This window comes from Enterobacter hormaechei ATCC 49162, assembly GCF_001875655.1.
Taxonomy (GTDB): domain Bacteria; phylum Pseudomonadota; class Gammaproteobacteria; order Enterobacterales; family Enterobacteriaceae; genus Enterobacter; species Enterobacter hormaechei.
Genome location: NZ_MKEQ01000001.1, coordinates 1,965,352 through 1,987,038 on the forward strand (window position 1 = coordinate 1,965,352; position 21,687 = coordinate 1,987,038).

At 53.3% G+C, this 21,687-nt stretch carries 18 protein-coding genes, 3 tRNA genes and 3 rRNA genes; 9 read left to right on the top strand and 15 right to left on the bottom strand.

Annotation, left to right across the window (positions count from 1 at the left end):
- Positions 1-136 precede the first annotated feature (136 nt).
- The gene (locus BH712_RS09980; protein ID WP_006810018.1) at positions 137-1,312 is read right to left on the bottom strand and encodes an MFS transporter; all 1,176 of its coding nucleotides are present in this window, start codon (positions 1,310-1,312) and stop codon (positions 137-139) included.
- Between the two features lie 104 nt (positions 1,313-1,416).
- On the opposite strand from BH712_RS09980, the gene yafC reads away from it, so the two are divergent.
- Entirely contained in the window at positions 1,417-2,322 is a 906-nt protein-coding gene (gene yafC / locus BH712_RS09985) for a DNA-binding transcriptional regulator YafC (protein ID WP_006810019.1), read from the top strand.
- Between the two features lie 31 nt (positions 2,323-2,353).
- Here yafC and dkgB read toward each other — a convergent pair whose 3' ends face one another.
- From dkgB to gmhB, 8 genes are all read right to left on the bottom strand, one after another.
- A complete protein-coding gene (gene dkgB, locus BH712_RS09990) occupies positions 2,354-3,157 on the bottom strand; it encodes a 2,5-didehydrogluconate reductase DkgB (protein WP_006810020.1) in 804 nt (267 codons plus the stop codon).
- A gap of 160 nt (positions 3,158-3,317) precedes the next feature.
- A tRNA-Asp gene (locus BH712_RS09995) sits at positions 3,318-3,394 on the bottom strand.
- A 55-nt stretch (positions 3,395-3,449) separates the two neighbouring features.
- Positions 3,450-3,565, bottom strand: a 5S ribosomal RNA gene (rrf, locus tag BH712_RS10000).
- 71 nt (positions 3,566-3,636) lie between these two features.
- A 23S ribosomal RNA gene (locus BH712_RS10005) occupies positions 3,637-6,541 on the bottom strand.
- Positions 6,542-6,711: 170 nt separating this feature from the next.
- A tRNA-Ala gene (locus tag BH712_RS10010) sits at positions 6,712-6,787 on the bottom strand.
- 106 nt (positions 6,788-6,893) lie between these two features.
- Positions 6,894-6,970: transfer RNA gene (locus tag BH712_RS10015), tRNA-Ile, on the bottom strand.
- A gap of 70 nt (positions 6,971-7,040) precedes the next feature.
- Positions 7,041-8,582, bottom strand: a 16S ribosomal RNA gene (locus BH712_RS10020).
- Together the 16S, 23S and 5S rRNA genes with 3 tRNA genes alongside form the textbook arrangement of a ribosomal RNA operon.
- A gap of 371 nt (positions 8,583-8,953) precedes the next feature.
- On the bottom strand, positions 8,954-9,520 hold the full coding sequence (gmhB, locus tag BH712_RS10030; protein WP_006810021.1) for a D-glycero-beta-D-manno-heptose 1,7-bisphosphate 7-phosphatase: 567 nt from the start codon (positions 9,518-9,520) through the stop codon (positions 8,954-8,956).
- Between the two features lie 188 nt (positions 9,521-9,708).
- Here gmhB and metN point away from each other — a divergent pair, with 188 nt between their 5' ends.
- The 6 genes from metN to proS all read left to right on the top strand — a co-directional run bounded on the left by metN (position 9,709) and on the right by proS (position 15,287).
- On the top strand, positions 9,709-10,740 hold the full coding sequence (gene metN, locus BH712_RS10035; protein ID WP_006810022.1) for a methionine ABC transporter ATP-binding protein MetN: 1,032 nt from the start codon (positions 9,709-9,711) through the stop codon (positions 10,738-10,740).
- On the top strand, positions 10,733-11,386 hold the full coding sequence (locus BH712_RS10040; RefSeq protein WP_003856130.1) for a methionine ABC transporter permease MetI: 654 nt from the start codon (positions 10,733-10,735) through the stop codon (positions 11,384-11,386). The genes metN and BH712_RS10040 overlap by 8 nt, the downstream gene beginning before the upstream one ends.
- Positions 11,387-11,426: 40 nt before the next feature.
- Positions 11,427-12,242 carry a methionine ABC transporter substrate-binding lipoprotein MetQ gene (metQ, locus tag BH712_RS10045; protein WP_006810023.1) on the top strand — a complete coding sequence of 272 codons (816 nt, stop codon included), beginning with the start codon at positions 11,427-11,429 and terminating at the stop codon, positions 12,240-12,242.
- Positions 12,243-12,348: 106 nt separating this feature from the next.
- Complete coding sequence (rcsF, locus tag BH712_RS10050; RefSeq protein ID WP_003856133.1) at positions 12,349-12,753, top strand: Rcs stress response system protein RcsF; 405 nt, start codon at positions 12,349-12,351, stop codon at positions 12,751-12,753.
- The gene (gene tsaA, locus BH712_RS10055) at positions 12,750-13,457 is read left to right on the top strand and encodes a tRNA (N6-threonylcarbamoyladenosine(37)-N6)-methyltransferase TrmO (RefSeq protein WP_006810024.1); all 708 of its coding nucleotides are present in this window, start codon (positions 12,750-12,752) and stop codon (positions 13,455-13,457) included. The genes rcsF and tsaA overlap by 4 nt, the downstream gene beginning before the upstream one ends.
- 111 nt (positions 13,458-13,568) lie before the next feature.
- Positions 13,569-15,287, top strand: coding sequence for a proline--tRNA ligase (gene proS, locus BH712_RS10060; protein WP_006810025.1), 1,719 nt, complete (start codon positions 13,569-13,571; stop codon positions 15,285-15,287).
- A 45-nt stretch (positions 15,288-15,332) separates the two neighbouring features.
- Here the strand turns inward: proS and nlpE are convergent, their stop codons facing one another.
- Genes nlpE through BH712_RS10075 form a run of 3 tightly spaced genes read right to left on the bottom strand, consistent with a single transcriptional unit; the run spans position 15,333 to position 17,029 of the window.
- Positions 15,333-16,031, bottom strand: a complete 699-nt coding sequence (gene nlpE, locus BH712_RS10065; RefSeq protein ID WP_006810026.1) for an envelope stress response activation lipoprotein NlpE — start codon at positions 16,029-16,031, stop codon at positions 15,333-15,335.
- A 39-nt stretch (positions 16,032-16,070) separates the two neighbouring features.
- Positions 16,071-16,487 carry an alternative ribosome rescue aminoacyl-tRNA hydrolase ArfB gene (arfB, locus tag BH712_RS10070; RefSeq protein ID WP_006810027.1) on the bottom strand — a complete coding sequence of 139 codons (417 nt, stop codon included), beginning with the start codon at positions 16,485-16,487 and terminating at the stop codon, positions 16,071-16,073.
- On the bottom strand, positions 16,484-17,029 hold the full coding sequence (locus BH712_RS10075) for a YaeQ family protein (protein WP_006810028.1): 546 nt from the start codon (positions 17,027-17,029) through the stop codon (positions 16,484-16,486). The genes arfB and BH712_RS10075 overlap by 4 nt, the downstream gene beginning before the upstream one ends.
- A gap of 195 nt (positions 17,030-17,224) precedes the next feature.
- Between BH712_RS10075 and BH712_RS10080 the strand changes: the two genes are divergently transcribed.
- Both BH712_RS10080 and rof read left to right on the top strand, forming a co-directional pair.
- Positions 17,225-17,425 carry a YaeP family protein gene (locus BH712_RS10080; protein WP_006810029.1) on the top strand — a complete coding sequence of 67 codons (201 nt, stop codon included), beginning with the start codon at positions 17,225-17,227 and terminating at the stop codon, positions 17,423-17,425.
- Positions 17,412-17,672, top strand: coding sequence for a Rho-binding antiterminator (gene rof, locus BH712_RS10085; protein WP_003856148.1), 261 nt, complete (start codon positions 17,412-17,414; stop codon positions 17,670-17,672). Before BH712_RS10080 ends, rof begins: the two co-directional genes overlap by 14 nt.
- Before the next feature lie 26 nt (positions 17,673-17,698).
- Here the strand turns inward: rof and tilS are convergent, their stop codons facing one another.
- The 3 genes from tilS to BH712_RS10100 all read right to left on the bottom strand — a co-directional run bounded on the left by tilS (position 17,699) and on the right by BH712_RS10100 (position 21,632).
- A complete protein-coding gene (gene tilS, locus BH712_RS10090) occupies positions 17,699-18,985 on the bottom strand; it encodes a tRNA lysidine(34) synthetase TilS (protein ID WP_006810030.1) in 1,287 nt (428 codons plus the stop codon).
- 58 nt (positions 18,986-19,043) lie between these two features.
- Positions 19,044-19,433 (bottom strand): VOC family protein, encoded by a 390-nt coding sequence (locus tag BH712_RS10095; RefSeq protein WP_006810031.1) that lies wholly within the window; start codon positions 19,431-19,433, stop codon positions 19,044-19,046.
- A gap of 66 nt (positions 19,434-19,499) precedes the next feature.
- On the bottom strand, positions 19,500-21,632 hold the full coding sequence (locus tag BH712_RS10100; protein WP_006810032.1) for a lysine decarboxylase LdcC: 2,133 nt from the start codon (positions 21,630-21,632) through the stop codon (positions 19,500-19,502).
- Positions 21,633-21,687 lie beyond the last annotated feature (55 nt).

The following is a 21,687-nucleotide window of genomic DNA, read 5'->3' on the forward strand; positions in this document are numbered from 1 at the left end:
TTTGGAAACGACCTCTGTAACATGAACCAGCCCGGAAAACGGACTGGTTCTAATGTTATAGGGATTTTAGGTCACACTTTCAACGCAATTACTGAGAAACCGCTTTCCAGTTTTGTAAGCAAGCACTTACTGATACCTATCCAAGGGCGACGCGAGCGGGTTTATCAAGCCGTCCACTCAGACCAATAAGAAGGAAAGCGACAAGCACAATCACCGCGCCAATCCATGGCGTTTGGGTTAATCCAACGTGTTCAACCGTCTGACCCCCTATAACCGATCCGAGGGCGATACCGATATTGAATGCGGCGATATTCAGGCCGGATGCAACATCCACCGCATTGGGCGTATAACGTTCGGCTTTCTGCACAACATACACCTGCAATCCCGGTACGTTACCAAAAGCGAAAATCCCCATAACCAATACCGTTACCAGCGCGGCGTAATGTGTCGACGCGGTGAACTGGAAAATCATCAGCAGGACAACCAGCGCGGCGAAGATGAATTTCAGCGCCGGTACTGCACCATGCTTATCCGCAAGCTTGCCGCCCCAGATATTGCCGATTGCGACGGAGATACCGTAGCCCAGTAAAATCCAGCTCACTGCGCCCGGAGAAAAACCAGCCAGCTCCTGCATCATCGGTGCAAGGAAGGTGAACGCAGTGAACACCCCACCATAACCCAGAGCCGTAACGGCATAGATCAGCAGCAGGCGCGGGTGTGTAAGAACCTTAACCTGATCGCTCAGGCTGGCGCTCGCACGCCCCGGTATATTCGACGGAACCAACAGCAGGCTGGCCACCAGAGCAATCACCCCCAACAGCGATACCGCGAGGAAGGTTTCACGCCAGCCAAAATGTTGCCCAATAAACGTTCCTAACGGCACGCCGGTGACCAGCGCGACGGTTAAGCCGCCAAACATAATCGCAATGGCTGACGCCGCTTTCTCTTTTGGCACCAGGCTGGTTGCAATAGTGGAACCGATAGAGAAGAAGACACCGTGCGCAAGGCCTGTCAGCAGACGGGCAATGACCAGCGTGGTGTAGTCCGGAGACTGCCACGCCAGAATATTGCCGGCGGTGAAGAGCACCATCAGAGCTACTAACAGTTGTTTACGCGGAAAGCGTCCTGTCAGTGCGGTCAGCACAGGCGCCCCAACCGCGACACCTAACGCATAAATAGATACCAGCAGCCCGGCAGAAGGCAGTGAAATAGCGAGTTGATCAGCAATGGTAGGAACAAGCCCTACGATAACAAATTCGGTCGTGCCGATTGCGAAGGCACTGATCGTCAGGGCAAGAAGCGCCAGTGGCATAAAATACTCCGTCTCTTCAGGATTAAGATGACAGGCAGTATGCGCCAGTGTTTAAATAACAAAAATGGTTAGAATCTCAATAGAATTTTGCAGGTGATGCAATAATGAAAGCCACATCGGAAGAACTCACTATCTTTGTTGCCGTGGTGGAAAGCGGCAGTTTCAGCCGTGCGGCCGAACAGCTCGGGCAGGCGAACTCCGCCGTCAGCCGCTCGGTGAAAAAGCTGGAGATGAAGCTCGGGGTGAGTCTGCTCAACAGAACAACGCGCCAGCTCAGCCTGACGGAAGAAGGTGAACGTTATTTTCGCCGCGTTCAATCCGTTTTGCAGGAGATGGCGGCAGCAGAAACGGAAATTATGGAATCGCGTAGCACCCCGCGTGGGCTGCTACGCATTGATGCGGCGACGCCGGTTGTGCTTCATTTTCTGATGCCGTTAATCAAGCCCTTTCGGGAACGCTACCCGGAGATGACCCTGTCTCTGGTCTCTTCAGAGACGTTTATCAACCTGATTGAGCGTAAAGTTGATGTGGCGATCCGCGCGGGAACCCTGACGGATTCAAGTTTACGCGCTCGCCCTCTCTTCACCAGTTACCGCAAAATTATCGCGTCACCGCAATATATTGCAGAGCATGGCAAACCGGAGACGGTTGAAGAGTTAAAGCAGCATCTGTGTCTGGGCTTTACAGAACCTGTGTCGCTGAATACCTGGCCCGTGGCCTGTCATGACGGACAACTTCATGAGATCACCTGCGGACTTTCGTCTAATAGCGGGGAGACGCTGAAACAGCTATGTCTTGAAGGGAATGGGATTGCCTGCTTATCAGACTATATGATTGATAAGGAAATCGCTGCGGGTCAGCTTGTAGAACTCATGGCTGACAAACGGTTACCTGTAGAGATGCCTTTTAGCGCCGTGTATTACAGTGACAGAGCGGTAAGTACGCGCATACGCGCCTTTATCGACTTCCTGAGTGAACATATCAAAACAGCTCCCGGAGGAGCTGCGTGAGGGTTTAAAGCTACAGAGGGTGGGTTATTTATTAATCCCAGTCAGGTGCTAACCCTTCCGGGCTGACCAGACGATCGTTGCATTCCAGTGCGGCGATCGCTTTTTTATCTTCATGATCAAGCTGAAGATCACGCGCTAACAGGTTACTCGCCAGGTTTTCACGTTTGGTTGAAGACGGGATAACGGCATAGCCTTCACCCATCGCCCATGCCAGGATCACCTGCGCAGCTGTCGCGTTGTGTTTTTCAGCGATGCGTGCAATCACCTCATCTTTCAACGCTTTACCATATGCCAGCGTCATGTAAGAGGTGATGTGAATGCCATGCTGTTGCGCCCAGTCCACAACGTTGCGGTTTTGCAGGTAGGGAGAGAGTTCAATCTGATTGGTGGCAATATTCTCTTTACCCACTGCGGCAATAGCCCTTTCCATCAATGGGATAGTGAAGTTAGAAATGCCAATTTCACGCGTTAAGCCCTGCTCTTTTGCCTCCAGCAGCGCCTGCATGAATTCCTCCACAGAAACGGCATCATCAGGTGATGGCCAGTGGATCAGCGTCAGGTCAACATAATCCGTACGCTGCTTTTTCAGACTTTCCTTCAGGCTTGGGATCAGCTTGTCTTTGCTGAGATTCTCAATCCAGATTTTGGTGGTGATGAAAAGCTCGTGGCGCGGTACGCCGCTCTCTTCGATAGCCTGGCCTACGGCAGCCTCGTTATCATAAATCTGCGCCGTATCAATAGCGCGATAGCCCAGCTCGAGTGCGGTTTTAACAGATGCGATAACAACGTCGTCTTTCAGGCGAAAAGTACCCAGACCCAGTGCAGGGATAGTCATATGATTCCTCAATCGTTATGTTCGTAAACTGAGGAGAATTATCGCTGTGGTTGTTATGACAAAAAAGATCGTAAAACGCAGAGGATTTTTGCTAATTTCGCAATAATTAAACGACAGATAAGAAAAAAGCCCTGAGCGTTAGCTCAGGGCTTTTAATAAGTGGCGGAACGGACGGGACTCGAACCCGCGACCCCCTGCGTGACAGGCAGGTATTCTAACCGACTGAACTACCGCTCCACCGAATACTTCTGTAACCACCGGATTAATGCACCGGCTTACTACTTAATTTGATGCCTGGCAGTTCCCTACTCTCACATGGGGAGACCCCACACTACCATCGGCGCTACGGCGTTTCACTTCTGAGTTCGGCATGGGGTCAGGTGGGACCACCGCGCTAAAGCCGCCAGGCAAATTCTGTTAATCTGTATCAGGCTGAAATGTGATTGTCTGTCTCTTCGCCAAAACATCTTCGGCGTTGTAAGGTTAAGCCTCACGGTTCATTAGTATCGGTTAGCTCAACGCATCGCTGCGCTTACACACCCGACCTATCAACGTCGTCGTCTTCAACGTTCCTTCAGGAGACTTAAAGTCTCAGGGAGAACTCATCTCGGGGCAAGTTTCGTGCTTAGATGCTTTCAGCACTTATCTCTTCCGCATTTAGCTACCGGGCAGTGCCATTGGCATGACAACCCGAACACCAGTGATGCGTCCACTCCGGTCCTCTCGTACTAGGAGCAGCCCCCCTCAATTCTCCAGCGCCCACGGCAGATAGGGACCGAACTGTCTCACGACGTTCTAAACCCAGCTCGCGTACCACTTTAAATGGCGAACAGCCATACCCTTGGGACCTACTTCAGCCCCAGGATGTGATGAGCCGACATCGAGGTGCCAAACACCGCCGTCGATATGAACTCTTGGGCGGTATCAGCCTGTTATCCCCGGAGTACCTTTTATCCGTTGAGCGATGGCCCTTCCATTCAGAACCACCGGATCACTATGACCTGCTTTCGCACCTGCTCGCGCCGTCACGCTCGCAGTCAAGCTGGCTTATGCCATTGCACTAACCTCCTGATGTCCGACCAGGATTAGCCAACCTTCGTGCTCCTCCGTTACTCTTTGGGAGGAGACCGCCCCAGTCAAACTACCCACCAGACACTGTCCGCAACCCGGATTACGGGTCTACGTTAGAACACCAGCCATTAAAGGGTGGTATTTCAAGGGCGGCTCCACGCAGACTGGCGTCCACGCTTCAAAGCCTCCCACCTATCCTACACATCAAGGACCAGTGTTCAGTGTCAAGCTATAGTAAAGGTTCACGGGGTCTTTCCGTCTTGCCGCGGGTACACTGCATCTTCACAGCGAGTTCAATTTCACTGAGTCTCGGGTGGAGACAGCCTGGCCATCATTACGCCATTCGTGCAGGTCGGAACTTACCCGACAAGGAATTTCGCTACCTTAGGACCGTTATAGTTACGGCCGCCGTTTACCGGGGCTTCGATCAAGAGCTTCGCGTTGCCGCTAACCCCATCAATTAACCTTCCGGCACCGGGCAGGCGTCACACCGTATACGTCCACTTTCGTGTTTGCACAGTGCTGTGTTTTTAATAAACAGTTGCAGCCAGCTGGTATCTTCGACTGATTTCAGCTCCGCCCGCAGGGGCTTCACCTACATATCAGCGTGCCTTCTCCCGAAGTTACGGCACCATTTTGCCTAGTTCCTTCACCCGAGTTCTCTCAAGCGCCTTGGTATTCTCTACCTGACCACCTGTGTCGGTTTGGGGTACGATTTCGTGTTACCTGATGCTTAGAGGCTTTTCCTGGAAGCAGGGCATTTATCACTTCAGCACCGTAGTGCCTCGTCATCACACCTCAGCGTTAATAAGGTACCGGATTTACCTGGAACCTCCGCCTACATGCTTAAACCGGGACAACCGTCGCCCGGCTGACATAGCCTTCTCCGTCCCCCCTTCGCAGTAACACCAAGTACAGGAATATTAACCTGTTTCCCATCGACTACGCCTTTCGGCCTCGCCTTAGGGGTCGACTCACCCTGCCCCGATTAACGTTGGACAGGAACCCTTGGTCTTCCGGCGAGCGGGCTTTTCACCCGCTTTATCGTTACTTATGTCAGCATTCGCACTTCTGATACCTCCAGCATGCCTCACAGCACACCTTCAACGGCTTACAGAACGCTCCCCTACCCAACAACGCATAGCGTCGCTGCCGCAGCTTCGGTGCATGGTTTAGCCCCGTTACATCTTCCGCGCAGGCCGACTCGACCAGTGAGCTATTACGCTTTCTTTAAATGATGGCTGCTTCTAAGCCAACATCCTGGCTGTCTGTGCCTTCCCACATCGTTTCCCACTTAACCATGACTTTGGGACCTTAGCTGGCGGTCTGGGTTGTTTCCCTCTTCACGACGGACGTTAGCACCCGCCGTGTGTCTCCCGTGATAACATTCTTCGGTATTCGTAGTTTGCATCGGGTTGGTAAGCCGGGATGGCCCCCTAGCCGAAACAGTGCTCTACCCCCGAAGATGAGTTCACGAGGCGCTACCTAAATAGCTTTCGGGGAGAACCAGCTATCTCCCGGTTTGATTGGCCTTTCACCCCCAGCCACAGGTCATCCGCTAATTTTTCAACATTAGTCGGTTCGGTCCTCCAGTTAGTGTTACCCAACCTTCAACCTGCCCATGGCTAGATCACCGGGTTTCGGGTCTATACCCTGCAACTTAACGCCCAGTTAAGACTCGGTTTCCCTTCGGCTCCCCTATACGGTTAACCTTGCTACAGAATATAAGTCGCTGACCCATTATACAAAAGGTACGCAGTCACCCCATAAAGAGGCTCCCACTGCTTGTACGTACACGGTTTCAGGTTCTTTTTCACTCCCCTCGCCGGGGTTCTTTTCGCCTTTCCCTCACGGTACTGGTTCACTATCGGTCAGTCAGGAGTATTTAGCCTTGGAGGATGGTCCCCCCATATTCAGACAGGATACCACGTGTCCCGCCCTACTCTTCGAGTTCACAGCATGTGCATTTTCGTGTACGGGACTATCACCCTGTACCGTCGGACTTTCCAGACCGTTCCACTAACACACACGCTGATTCAGACTCCGGGCTGCTCCCCGTTCGCTCGCCGCTACTGGGGGAATCTCGGTTGATTTCTTTTCCTCGGGGTACTTAGATGTTTCAGTTCCCCCGGTTCGCCTCGTTAACCTATGTATTCAGTTAACGATAGTGCAACGGATTGCACTGGGTTTCCCCATTCGGACATCGCCGGGTCAAAGGTTCATATCACCTCGCCGGCGCTTTTCGCAGATTAGCACGTCCTTCATCGCCTCTGACTGCCAGGGCATCCACCGTGTACGCTTAGTCGCTTAACCTCACAACCCGAAGATGTTTCACTTCTGATTGCGAAAATTTGAGAGACTCGAACACACATGAGCTGTGTGTCGTTTCAATTTTCAGCTTGATCCAGATTTTTAAAGAGCAAAACTTCGCAGTGCACCTTTTCAGGTTCACTCTGAAGTTTTCTTGTGTTCGCAGTAAAAGATGGTGGAGCTATGCGGGATCGAACCGCAGACCTCCTGCGTGCAAGGCAGGCGCTCTCCCAGCTGAGCTATAGCCCCATCGTAGTCACCTCTGTACCGGTAATTCTTCCTGAGACAAGGCGTGGAATAACGAAGCATACTTCAGTATGTGAGTTATTTCGCAACGCAGTATTCAGGGAGAATTTGGTAGGCCTGAGTGGACTTGAACCACCGACCTCACCCTTATCAGGGGTGCGCTCTAACCACCTGAGCTACAAGCCTGTAGAGGTTTTTTACTGCTGTTTTTCATCAGACAATCTGTGTGGACACTACAAAGGCAGGTTCTTTAAGGTAAGGAGGTGATCCAACCGCAGGTTCCCCTACGGTTACCTTGTTACGACTTCACCCCAGTCATGAATCACAAAGTGGTAAGCGCCCTCCCGAAGGTTAAGCTACCTACTTCTTTTGCAACCCACTCCCATGGTGTGACGGGCGGTGTGTACAAGGCCCGGGAACGTATTCACCGTGGCATTCTGATCCACGATTACTAGCGATTCCGACTTCATGGAGTCGAGTTGCAGACTCCAATCCGGACTACGACGCACTTTATGAGGTCCGCTTGCTCTCGCGAGGTCGCTTCTCTTTGTATGCGCCATTGTAGCACGTGTGTAGCCCTACTCGTAAGGGCCATGATGACTTGACGTCATCCCCACCTTCCTCCAGTTTATCACTGGCAGTCTCCTTTGAGTTCCCGGCCTAACCGCTGGCAACAAAGGATAAGGGTTGCGCTCGTTGCGGGACTTAACCCAACATTTCACAACACGAGCTGACGACAGCCATGCAGCACCTGTCTCAGAGTTCCCGAAGGCACCAAAGCATCTCTGCTAAGTTCTCTGGATGTCAAGAGTAGGTAAGGTTCTTCGCGTTGCATCGAATTAAACCACATGCTCCACCGCTTGTGCGGGCCCCCGTCAATTCATTTGAGTTTTAACCTTGCGGCCGTACTCCCCAGGCGGTCGACTTAACGCGTTAGCTCCGGAAGCCACGCCTCAAGGGCACAACCTCCAAGTCGACATCGTTTACGGCGTGGACTACCAGGGTATCTAATCCTGTTTGCTCCCCACGCTTTCGCACCTGAGCGTCAGTCTTTGTCCAGGGGGCCGCCTTCGCCACCGGTATTCCTCCAGATCTCTACGCATTTCACCGCTACACCTGGAATTCTACCCCCCTCTACAAGACTCTAGCCTGCCAGTTTCGAATGCAGTTCCCAGGTTGAGCCCGGGGATTTCACATCCGACTTGACAGACCGCCTGCGTGCGCTTTACGCCCAGTAATTCCGATTAACGCTTGCACCCTCCGTATTACCGCGGCTGCTGGCACGGAGTTAGCCGGTGCTTCTTCTGCGGGTAACGTCAATTGCTGAGGTTATTAACCTCAACACCTTCCTCCCCGCTGAAAGTACTTTACAACCCGAAGGCCTTCTTCATACACGCGGCATGGCTGCATCAGGCTTGCGCCCATTGTGCAATATTCCCCACTGCTGCCTCCCGTAGGAGTCTGGACCGTGTCTCAGTTCCAGTGTGGCTGGTCATCCTCTCAGACCAGCTAGGGATCGTCGCCTAGGTGAGCCGTTACCCCACCTACTAGCTAATCCCATCTGGGCACATCCGATGGCAAGAGGCCCGAAGGTCCCCCTCTTTGGTCTTGCGACGTTATGCGGTATTAGCTACCGTTTCCAGTAGTTATCCCCCTCCATCAGGCAGTTTCCCAGACATTACTCACCCGTCCGCCACTCGTCAGCAAAGCAGCAAGCTGCTTCCTGTTACCGTTCGACTTGCATGTGTTAGGCCTGCCGCCAGCGTTCAATCTGAGCCATGATCAAACTCTTCAATTTAAAAGTTTGATGCTCAATGAATTAAACTTCGTAATGAATTACGTGTTCACTCGTTGAGACTTGGTATTCATTTAGTGTCCGAGGACATTAAGAATCCATGTCACTTTGAGTGCCCACACAGATTGTCTGATAAATTGTTAAAGAGCAGTTGCGACGCGCTTCAGCGCTCTGTCGCGAGGTGGCGTATATTACGCTTTCCTCTTTCAGAGTCAACCCTGATTTTCAGGATTTTTTCTCTTCAACCGACCGGTCTGTCTGTGAAGTGATTCACATCCGCCGTGTCGATGGAGGCGCATTATAGGGAGCCGCCGAGGAATGACAAGCGGAAAAATGCATTTTTGTTTTAACCGCTCACCTTTTCACCAAAACGTCTATTTTTGGTGCTTTTTAATCTCTTTTGGCAGATCTGCCAGACTCTTTATCACCCAGTCGGCTGCATTTTCTGCTTCTGGGGTGACCGGCTTACCGGTACGCACTAATACTTTAGTACCTACACCTGCCGCCGCCGCTGCCTGCATATCTTCCAGTTTATCGCCCACCATATAAGATGCGGCCATATCAATGTGCAGGAATTCCTGTGCAGAGATAAACATGCCCGGGTGTGGTTTACGGCAATCACAGGTCTGACGATACGCTTCTACGCTTCCCTGCGGGTGATGCGGACAATAATAGATGCCATCAAGATCGACGCCGCGATCGGCCAGGGACCAGTCCATCCATTCCGTCAGCGTCTCGAATTGCGCTTCGGTGAACTTACCACGCGCAATACCAGACTGGTTAGTTACCACCACCAGCGCATAGCCCATCTCTTTCAACTGGCGCATGGCATCTATTACGCCCTCGATAAATTCGAACTCATCGATCTCATGCACATAGCCGTGATCCACATTAATCGTGCCATCACGATCGAGAAAAATTGCGGGTACAGATTTTGCCACCGGTTTGCTCCTGAAAAAGGCTTGTTCAGCTAGTATCTCATGAATCGCAGCGCAATAAAGTGCTCATCGCACAGAGGTGGATTGATTTAGACGTCTGGATGCCTTAACATCCATTTTGTTTACGGTCATTCCCCGTATCTGGCAGAAGAAAATGCCACGGCTAACTTACTTACGATAAAAATAATCTAATGATTAAACTTTCCAATATCACCAAAGTGTTCCAGCAGGGGAACCGAACCATTCAGGCGCTGAACAACGTCAGCCTGCATGTGCCTGCTGGTCAAATTTATGGCGTCATTGGCGCATCGGGTGCAGGTAAAAGTACACTGATCCGTTGTGTTAACCTGCTTGAGCGCCCAACCCAGGGCAGCGTAGAAGTTGGTGGCCAGGAGCTTACCGCCCTCTCAGAAAAAGAACTCACCAAAGCGCGTCGCCAGATTGGCATGATTTTCCAGCACTTTAATCTGCTGGCCTCACGCACCGTTTTCGGTAACGTTGCGTTACCGCTGGAACTGGATAACACACCGAAAGAAGAAGTGACGCGTCGTGTCACCGAACTGCTGGATTTGGTCGGTCTGGGGGATAAGCATGACAGCTACCCGGCAAATCTGTCCGGCGGGCAAAAGCAGCGTGTCGCAATCGCGCGCGCGCTGGCCAGCAACCCAAAAGTGCTGCTGTGCGATGAAGCCACCAGCGCATTAGATCCGGCAACCACACGCTCTATTCTGGAGCTGTTAAAAGACATTAACCGTCGTCTGGGCCTGACTATCCTCCTTATTACGCACGAAATGGATGTGGTGAAACGCATCTGTGACTGTGTGGCAGTCATCAGCAACGGTGAATTGATTGAGCAGGACACGGTGAGCGAAGTCTTCTCGCACCCGAAAACTCCGCTGGCTCAGCAGTTCATCCAGTCCACGCTGCATCTGGATATTCCGGAAGATTATCTGGAACGTTTAAAAACAGACGCAACGCCTGACAGTGTCCCGATGCTGCGCATGGAGTTCACGGGTCAGTCCGTTGACGCACCGCTGCTGTCCGAAACCGCGCGTCGCTTTAACGTGAATAACAACATTATTAGCGCGCAGATGGACTACGCCGGTGGCGTGAAGTTCGGCATTATGCTGACGGAAATGCACGGCACACAGGAAGAAACCCAGGCGGCAATCGCCTGGCTGCAAGAACATCACGTAAAAGTAGAGGTACTGGGTTATGTCTGAGCCGATGATGTGGCTACTGGTTCGCGGCGTTTGGGAAACGCTGGCAATGACCTTCGTATCGGGCTTCTTTGGTTTTGTGATTGGGCTGCCGGTCGGCGTACTGCTGTACGTCACGCGCCCGGGTCAAATTATTGAAAACGCGAAGCTGTATCGCACGCTCTCTGCGCTGGTGAACATTTTCCGCTCTATTCCGTTCATTATTCTGCTGGTGTGGATGATTCCGTTTACTCGCGTGATCGTCGGGACGTCGATTGGTTTGCAGGCGGCTATTGTCCCGCTGACCGTAGGCGCTGCACCGTTTATCGCCCGTATGGTGGAAAACGCCCTGCTGGAAATCCCAACCGGCCTGATTGAAGCCTCCCGCGCGATGGGTGCGACGCCAATGCAGATCGTGCGTAAAGTTCTGCTGCCTGAGGCGCTGCCTGGGCTGGTGAATGCAGCAACCATCACGCTTATCACCCTGGTCGGTTATTCTGCGATGGGCGGCGCCGTGGGTGCTGGCGGTTTAGGCCAGATTGGATATCAGTACGGCTATATTGGCTATAACGCTACCGTAATGAATACCGTTCTGGTATTGCTGGTTGTGCTGGTTTACTTAATCCAATTCTCTGGCGATCGTATCGTCCGGGCTGTTACGCATAAATAACGTTACAAACAACACAAACTCGACGAGTTAAGGACATAACATGGCGTTTAAATTTAAGACCTTTGCAGCAGTAGGCGCACTGATTGGTTCGCTGGCACTGGTGGGTTGCGGTCAGGACGAAAAAGATCCAAACCACATCAAAGTAGGCGTTATCGTCGGTGCAGAGCAGCAGGTTGCTGAGGCCGCGCAGAAAATCGCGAAAGAGAAATATGGTCTGGACGTTGAACTGGTGACCTTCAACGATTACGTTCTGCCGAACGAAGCGCTGAGCAAAGGCGACATTGACGCTAACGCCTTCCAGCATAAACCGTATCTGGATCAGCAGATCAAAGATCGCGGGTACAAGCTGGTTGCTGTCGGTAACACCTTCGTTTACCCGATTGCCGGTTACTCCAAGAAAATTAAATCTCTGGATGAACTCCAGCCGGGTTCACAGGTTGCCGTCCCTAACGACCCAACCAACCTCGGCCGTTCCCTGCTTCTGCTTCAGAAAGTGGGCCTGATTAAACTGAAAGAGGGGGTTGGCCTGTTGCCGACTGTTCTGGACGTAACCGAAAACCCGAAAAATCTGAAAATTGTTGAACTGGAAGCCCCTCAGCTGCCACGTTCTCTGGACGATGCACAGATCGCGCTGGCCGTTATCAACACCACTTACGCCAGCCAGATCGGCCTGACCCCAGCGAAAGACGGTATCTTCGTTGAAGACAAAGATTCCCCGTACGTCAACCTGATCGTGACTCGCGAAGACAACAAAGACGCGGAGAATGTGAAGAAATTCCTCCAGGCATATCAGTCTGAAGAAGTGTACCAGGAAGCCAATAAGGTGTTTAACGGCGGCGCTGTTAAAGGCTGGTAATCTCCCCTCAGTGTAATATCATCAAGACGGGCATTTGCCCGTCTTGTCATTTGTGCGGTCAACTGCTTCAATATCTGACGTTTTGATTATCCACTGAGGAATTATTATGCGTGCTTTACCGATCTGTCTTTTAGCACTGATGCTGAGCGGCTGTTCTATGCTAAGCAGATCTCCTGTTGAACCTGTTCAAAGCACTGCAACCCCGCCAAAAGCGGAGCCAGCAAAACCGAAAGCGCCTCGCGCTGCGCCGGTACGTATTATTACCAAAGCCGACGAACTGGTCGGTAAGCCATTCCGTGAACTGGGCGAAGTAAGCGGCGAATCCTGCCAGGCAACGAATCAGGACTCCCCACCCAATATCCCGACAGCCCGCAAGCGCATGCAGATTAACGCGTCCAAGATGAAAGCCAACGCGGTACTGCTGCACAGCTGCGAAGTCACCAGCGGTACGCCAGGTTGCTATCGCCAGGCGGTATGTATCGGTTCTGCGCTTAACATTACGGCGAAATGAGTTCATTTCAGTTCGAGCAGATAGGCGTTATCCGCTCCCCTTATAAAGAAAAGTTCGCCGTGCCGCGTCAGCCGGGTCTGGTCATGAATGGTGGCGGCGAGCTTCACCTTGTCGCGCCGTATAATCAGGCCGATGCGGTGCGCGGGCTTGAGGCGTTCAGCCATTTATGGGTAGTCTTTGTGTTTCACCAGACCATGGAAGGTGGCTGGCGTCCCACCGTGCGTCCTCCTCGTCTGGGCGGAAATGCCAGAATGGGTGTCTTTGCCACCCGCTCAACCTTTCGTCCCAACCCCATCGGGATGTCTCTGGTCGAACTGAAAGGCATACGCTGTCAGAAAGATCAGGTGATCCTGGAGTTAGGTAGCCTTGACCTGGTTGATGGCACGCCGGTCATAGATATTAAGCCTTACCTGCCCTTTGCCGAAGCGCTGCCGGATGCCCGGGCAAGCTATGCTCAGGACGCACCGCAGGCCGATATGCCGGTTCACTTCACTTCTGAAATAACCACGCAACTCAGCCAGCTGGAAACGCGTTATCCTCGACTGCGTGACTTTATCGTTGAAGTGCTGGCGCAGGACCCCCGTCCCGCCTACCGCAAAGAAGAGGAAGCCGGAAAAACGTACGCCGTCTGGCTGCTGGACTTTAACGTGCGCTGGCGCGTGACTGCGGCGGGTTTTGAAGTGTTTGCCCTGGAACCCAGGTAATTTTGTTCTCCTCTCTTTTGGCATCTTTGCCACACTGGTAAACTAAACCACTTTTTTGTGTCAGGCTGGTGTTTCAGCCTGTTCCAATCGTCGAAATGGAACCGTAACAACATGCGTACTAGCCAATATCTGCTCTCCACTCTGAAGGAGACACCTGCCGACGCCGAGGTGATCAGCCACCAGCTGATGCTGCGCGCCGGGATGATCCGCAAGCTGGCCTCCGGGTTATACACCTGGCTGCCGACCGGCGTGCGCGTCCTGAAAAAAGTCGAAAACATCGTGCGTGAAGAGATGAACAACGCCGGTGCTATCGAGGTGTTAATGCCGGTCGTTCAGCCCTCTGAACTGTGGCAGGAGAGCGGTCGCTGGGAGCAGTACGGTCCTGAACTGCTGCGTATTGCCGATCGTGGCGATCGTCCATTCGTGCTCGGCCCAACGCATGAAGAAGTCATTACCGACCTGATTCGTAACGAGCTGAGCTCTTACAAACAGCTGCCGCTGAACTTCTTCCAGATCCAGACCAAGTTCCGTGACGAAGTGCGTCCACGCTTTGGCGTCATGCGCTCTCGCGAGTTCCTGATGAAAGATGCTTACTCTTTCCATACTTCTCAGGAATCGCTGCAAGAGACCTACGACAAAATGTACGCGGCCTACAGCAAAATCTTCTCCCGCATGGGTCTGGATTTCCGTGCTGTCCAGGCTGATACCGGTTCAATCGGCGGTAGCGCCTCCCATGAGTTCCAGGTACTGGCGCAGAGCGGCGAAGACGATGTGATCTTCTCTGACTCCTCTGATTACGCGGCGAACATCGAATTTGCAGAAGCGCTGGCACCAAAAGAACCACGCGGCGCGGCAACGCAAGAAATGACGCTGGTTGATACGCCAAACGCGAAAACCATCGCCGAGCTGGTTGAGCAGTTTAATCTGCCGATCGAAAAAACCGTAAAAACCCTGCTGGTGAAATCGGCTGAAGGTAGCGCTTATCCGCTGGTTGCCCTGCTGGTGCGAGGCGATCACGAGCTGAACGAAGTGAAAGCCGAGAAACTGCCGCAGGTTGCCAGCCCGCTGACCTTCGCAACGGAAGCGGAGATCCGCGCCGTGGTGAATGCAGGTCCTGGTTCTCTGGGTCCGGTGAACCTGCCTGTTCCGGTGGTCATTGACCGCACCGTTGCGGCGATGAGCGACTTCTCTGCTGGCGCAAACATCGACGGTAAACACTATTTCGGCATCAACTGGGATCGTGACGTAGCGACGCCGGAAGTGGCTGATATCCGTAATGTGGTCGCAGGCGATCCAAGCCCGGACGGCAAGGGTACCCTGATGATCAAACGCGGTATCGAAGTAGGCCACATCTTCCAGCTGGGCGATAAGTACTCGCGTGCAATGAACGCTGCCGTTCAGGGCGAAGATGGTCGTAACCAGGTTCTGACCATGGGCTGCTACGGCATTGGCGTAACGCGCGTTGTTGCTGCCGCTATCGAGCAGAACTATGACGAACGCGGAATCGTCTGGCCGGATAACATCGCGCCGTTCCAGGTGGCGATCCTGCCAATGAACATGCACAAGTCTTACCGCGTGCAGGAGCTGGCTGAGAAACTCTACGCTGAGCTGAGCGCGAAAGGTATCGACGTGCTGATGGATGACCGTAAAGAGCGTCCTGGCGTGATGTTTGCTGACATGGAACTGATCGGTATTCCACACACCATCGTCATCGGCGACCGTAACCTCGACAGCGACGAGATTGAATACAAGTACCGTCGCAACGGCGAAAAACAGATGATCAAGACGGGCGACATTCTTGATTACCTGGTGAAAGCCATCAAAGGTTAAGCAACAAAAAACCCCGCCAGTGCGGGGTTTTTTAATGGCTATATCTTATTTGCTTTCGCAGTCTTTACCCGCAGCAAACTTCGCGTCTTTATCTGCCACCAGCGTCTTCACCAGCTCGCCGCTATCCGGATTTGGCTCCAGCGTAAAATGCCCTTCAACCGTCAGCAACACGGGCTTACTGTCATTGCCGCGCGCGACGGCATAGTCACGCTCCAGTTGGGCATTGTTCGCCACGCTGACTTTCTTCCCGGTAGCACAGTCCGTGAATATCGCCGCATCCGCCATGTAGAAATACATCCCTCGCATCGCCATTGGGGTGGCTGGCAGGGTCGCTTTCACCGGGGCCAACGTGTAGTTGAACTGGGATTCAATCGGATTGCCTTCGCGATCGAGCATTTCCATCCCCTCGCCTTTGGCGCGGAAATACGTTTTATCGCCCGTGGTATCCGTCAATACCAGCTTCTCAGCCGTACGCGCCCATGTTCCGTAAGTTGCGAAAGAAGACGGCTCTTTCGCCCCCTGGTAACGCTGGTTCATTACCCAGGTGCCATCTTTTTGCAGGAACAGAGAGGTTTCGATGCCCTCGCAATCTGCACATGGCAATACGCCGCGCCAGCTCTGCTGCATCGGCTTTAATTCTTCGTTTTGCGTTGGCTGTAGTACCTGCGTTTCTGAACGGTTGTTACAGCCAAAAAGCGCGAACAGGCTTGTCACGGCCAGCGCTGATAATAATGCTTTTTTCACAATACTTTCCTTATGAAAAAGGGTGTCCCTTTCGTCACATTACGGGTGACGGACTTTGCCACGCAGTGATTTTACAGTGGATTTTTGCGCCTTCGATGACAACCGACGTTCTTTCGATGCCCGTGTTGGACGGGTTGCCCGGCGACTTTTTTGCACAGCCGTCAGCTCCTTGATGACCGCGACCAGCCGGGCTATTGCCGCTTCCCGGTTAAGTTCCTGGCTGCGATACTCCTGCGCTTTAATCACCATTACACCCTCGCTGGTGATCAGGTGATGGCTGGCGGCAAGCAGGCTTTCTTTATAATACTCTGGCAGGCTGGAGGCCCGAATGTCAAAGCGCAAATGGATAGCCGTTGAGGCCTTGTTAACGTGCTGCCCCCCTGCTCCCTGGGCACGGATGGCGGTGATCTCCAGCTCGTTATCAGGGATGCTGACGTTTCGGGACAAAACAATCATGATGCGGGCTGCCAGGCCGTGAGATGTATTTCCAGATTATTCTGAGAATCGGAAAGCCAGATAGCCCCGTCCTGAATGGTTGCCTGTAGCGCCATCGTCCGGCTGGCGAACGCACTCAGCTGCGAAAGCTGTTCATCATCCAGATACCAGACGGTCAGGTTTTTGAACTGCGCACATTTATTTTTGATTTGTTGCCACCAGATCTCCGCGGCGCGCTGGTTGTAGGCAAACAACGCCACTTCAGCAGACTGGGTGCACGCCTTTTTGATCCGGCGTTCATCAGGCAGGCCAAGCTCAATCCATAAATCAATACCCAGATGATCGTTGCGCAGCCAGGCTTCCGGTTCATCTTCCGCGCTTAAACCACGGGTAAATTGCAGACGGTCGTCGGCATACTTAATCCACGCCAGCAGACGCAGCATCATGCGCTCCTGGGTTTCAGAAGGGTGACGCGCCAGCGTCAATGACGCATCCAGAAACTGGTTACGGTCAAGATCTGCCACATTGACCACAGCTTTATAAATTGTCGCTTTCAGCGCCATGAGAGAACTCCTTTCGATTCAGGCGTACATTGTAGCGAAAACCGCGGCAAAAGGCTGTTACGAGGTGGTGCTTCCCTCTTATCAAGGCGCTGATATTGCTTAAATGAGTATGGTATAGTCACCTTGCTAAACCGAGTTTAACTTCGTAGGCTTAATGATATCTCACAGTAAGTCAGTACGCTGGCAGGAGGTGATGTGAATAATTATTGTGAGTTGATTCGCAAACGGTATGCGGAAATCGCCAGCGGAGATCTGGGGTACATCCCGGATGCGTTGGGCTGTGTATTGAACGTGCTAAATGAAGTGGCCTCTGATGAGAGCCTTTCTGAATCGGTCAGGGAAAAAGCAGCGTATGCTGCGGCGAATTTACTGGTGAGCGATTATGTCGATGAATGATACTTATCAACCCATCAATTGTGATGACTATGACAACCTCGAACTCGCCTGCCAGCATCATTTAATACTGACGCTGGAGCTAAAAGATGGCGAAGTGCTAAAGGCTAAGGCCAGCGATCTGGTTTCCCGTAAAAATGTGGAATACCTGGTTGTGGAAGATGCAGGTGCAACGCGTGAGCTACGCCTCGACAAGATTGCCAGTTTCAGCCATCCGGAAATCGGCACCGTTGTGGTGAGCGAATCCTGATAACAAACGGGCAGCCAGGCTGCCCGTTACGCTTTCCATTCAAACTTCACACCGGCTTCGGCCCACCCTGCCTGAGTAATAAACACCCCTGCCGCCGCGATGAGCGTGTCGCCGTAAAACAGAAGCGGCGTGGTATCACGTCGCCAGGGCGGAACGCTCTGTTCCTGCCAGATTTTCTTCAGCTTACGCCCGCCGTTACGCCCGACGATATGCAGCATGCCGCTGGCCCTGAAGCGTATGGTGACGTTCTCGTCCGGCTCAGGTAGACGCACATTACCCGATGGGCTTAACGCAACGACACCCGCATTCAACGGTAGCGTTAATGCTTTCGCTGGCGATGGCCAGTCGAGCACAACGTCAGCCATCGACGGCACAGATTTTACCCACCAGAGTTGCCCCTTATAACGCCTGACGTCAAATCCATTCAGATGTATACACGGTGCGGCATCTTCCCGCGCCTCTGCTACTTCCTCCCAGATACGGTTGAGCATCGCCCGGGACGGCATTGCTGCACGATGGGTAGCCAGCCAGCGACGAATCAGAGCAGCCCGACGCACGGGGCTCATCACGTTTAACGGCGCAATGTTCAGGGCACCGTCAGCGGTAATCAGCGAATTCAGCTCCTCGTTCAGCAACTCATCCAGCAAGCTTTCCTGTTCAGCACAAAGCATGGCGCTTCTGGCCGCCGCTTCGGAAAAATGCGCCCAGCGTTCGCTCAAAAGCGGTAAAACGCGCAGACGCAGGAAGTTACGGTCGTAACTGTCGTCCTGATTGCTTTCGTCTTCAATCCAGCGCAGATGATGCTGCTGCGCCCAGGCTTCCAGTGACGCGCGCATCTCGCCCAGCAGCGGACGGATGAGCTCTGTACCGGCAAAATCAGCGCGCTCAGGCATGGCGGATAAACCCGCAGGTCCGCTGCCCCGCTTAAGCGCCAGTAAAAATGTCTCGCACTGATCGTCCAGATGCTGCGCGGTAACTAAGGCTTCTCCAGGCTGTAATGCGCCGGAAAACGCGGCGTAGCGGGCTTTCCGTGCCTGCGCCTCAATACCCAGCCCTTCATCCTCAAGCGTAACGCGCTCAACAATCAGCGGGATTGCCCACCCTGAGCACACCGCTTCGCAGTGCGCCACCCACTCGTCGGCATGTGGGCTTAAGCCGTGATGGATATGCATCGCCCGCAGCTGGACGTCAGGCTCACGGTCACGCCAGAGTTTTAGACGGTGAAGCAATACGGTGGAATCCAGGCCACCGCTAAACCCCACCAGCAGCTGGCGGTAGGGCGAAACGGCGTGCGCGATAGCGGGTAGGGTCATAGAAAATTACACATAAAAAATGCCCGAAGTGAACGGGCATTATCACACAAGACGGTGATTACTGCTGGTAAAGCTCCAGCGGAAGGCCGTCCGGATCGTTGAAAAAAGTGAAACGTTTATCGGTAAAGGGATCGACGCGAATCGCTTCACAGGCCACGCCGTGGGCTTCCAGATGCTTTACCGCACTGTCCAGGTCATCGACGCTGAAGGCCAGGTGGCGCAGGCCGCAGGCTTCCGGGCGCGAAGGACGTGCTGGCGGGAAAGGAAAAGAGAACAGTTCAATCACATATTGTCCGTTTAACGCCAGATCGCCTTTCCAGGAGTCGCGCTCCTCACGGTAGGCCTCGCTTAACAGCGTAAAGCCGAGAACGTCGCAGTAGAACGCCTTACTTTTCGCGTAATCGTTGGCAATGATCGCAATATGATGAACAGCTTTTAAACCCAGCATAGTTTCTCCTTTTTATGATGCCCAGAACGTTACAACCGACAACCTGCCCCTGGCAAGCGGCCCCTTTTATTTTAAGACTCTCACCCAGTACACGCCGTTATCATCGCGTTTCGCACCATGAATATCCGTCTCAAAACCGGGATAGTGGCGCCCCACCGAACAGAGCATCAGCAGGAAATCAAGCACCGCCCGGCTCTCCTCGGTGATCATCTCACCCGGCATCAGCAGCGGCACGCCCGGCGGATAAGGCAGGATCATGTTGGCCGACACGCGTCCGACCAGGTTCTCCAGCTCAACGGTTTCAACCTCCCCTTTTACCTGGCGTTGCCACGCTCTGTGCGGCGTCAGCTTCATTTCCGGCAGGACATCAAATGCCTGCAACATCAGGCGCGGCAGATCATGCTGGCGGATCAGCCTGTGGATCCCCTGGGCCAGATCCTGAATACGCATGTTGCGGTAAAAGTCAGGATCTTCCGCGTAGAGATCAGGCAGCATATTCTTCACCCGCAGGTTCAGATCGTATGCGCGCTTGAACTCCATCAGTCCGCGCAGCAGCCCCATCGCGCGGGTTTTATCGATCCCGATGCTGAACAGGAAGAGCAAATTATAGGGGCCGGTTTTCTCCACCACCACGCCGCGCTCATCGAGGAACTTCGCCACCAGCGCAGCCGGGATCCCCTCCTCACCCATCACGCCCTGCTCATCCATACCCGGCGTCAGGATCGTCACCTTAACCGGATCGAGGAACATATGGTCCGCATCCGCATCCCGGAAGCCGTGCCAGCTCTCCCCCGGCGCGACGGGCCAGCATTCTGCTTCATCAATCTCTTCCGGCTGCCAGATATCAAAGAACCAGCCGTCCGCTTCATCTTTAAGCCGCTGAACCTCTTTACGGAAATGCAGCGCCCGCTCGACCGAACGATTGATCAGGCGTTTACCCGGATTACCCCGCAGCATCGCCGCCGCCGTTTCGATGGACGCCACCAGCGGGTAGCTCGGCGACGTAGTGGTGTGCATCATAAAGGCTTCGTTAAACGTATCCTCGTCGTACTCGCCTTTAATATGGATTAACGAAGCCTGCGAAAACGCGGCCAGCATTTTGTGCGTCGACTGCGTTTCGAAGAACACTTTGCCCGGCACCCGCTCGCCGCTCATCCCGCTTTTACCGGAATAAATCGGGTGGAAATTGGTATAAGGCACCCACGCAGAGTCAAAGTGGATCGACGGCACATCCAGCGTCTGCTTGATCCAGTTCGTGTTGTAAAGCAGCCCGTCATAGGTGGAATTGGTGATCACCGCATGGACGGGCCAGCTTGCCTCGGGGATCGCCGCGATCTTGGTTTCAATGGCGTCATGCGCGAACTCACGGCGAGGAATACCGCCGAGGATCCCCAGTGCATTACGCGTTGGCGACAGCCAGAGAGGCACCACGTCGCTCATCATCAGCAAATGCGCCAGTGATTTATGGCAGTTGCGGTCAATCAGCAGCGTACTGCCGGCAGGCGCGGCGTACATCCCGACGATTTTGTTCGAGGTTGAGGTACCGTTGGTCACCATGTAGCTTTGCTCGGCGCCAAAGGTACGGGCGATGTACTCTTCAGCTTCCAGATGCGGACCGGTATGATCCAGCAGAGATCCCAGCTCGGTAACCGAAATCGACACATCCGCTTTCAGCGTGTTGCCGCCGAAGAAATCGTAGAACAGACATCCCACCGGACTTTTTTGATAGGCCGTTCCCGCCATATGGCCTGGCGTACAGAAGGTGTACTTCCCTTCATTCACATAGGTGAACAGCGCGCGCGTAAACGGCGGTGTGATGTTATCAAGGTATTCACCGGTGTACTGTTGAATGCGGGTCGCAATGTCCTCGGCAACGCCGAGTGAGTATTCGAAAAACCACAGCGCCATACGCATATCGTGCGCGCTGACGTCCATGGTTGAGTGAGTGTTGATAAAGGCGTACAGCGGAAGATATTCGTTGAGCTTATTGATATCGCTGCACAACTCCATGTCGTATTCGTCCCAGTCGAATATCACGCCACAGATACGCGGATTGTGTTCGATAAATTTCAGCAGGTCGGCGCTGTTTTGCGGCCATATCAGCTGATATCCGCGTGCTTTAAGGGCTTGCTCCAGCTCCTTGATAGGTTCGTCTTTATAAAAGACGCCGTGTGGCCCCATGATGGCAATGATGTTCATGGTTTACCTCCTTGAAAAACATCAGATAAGCATAGTTAAGGTAAACGGCAGGTAT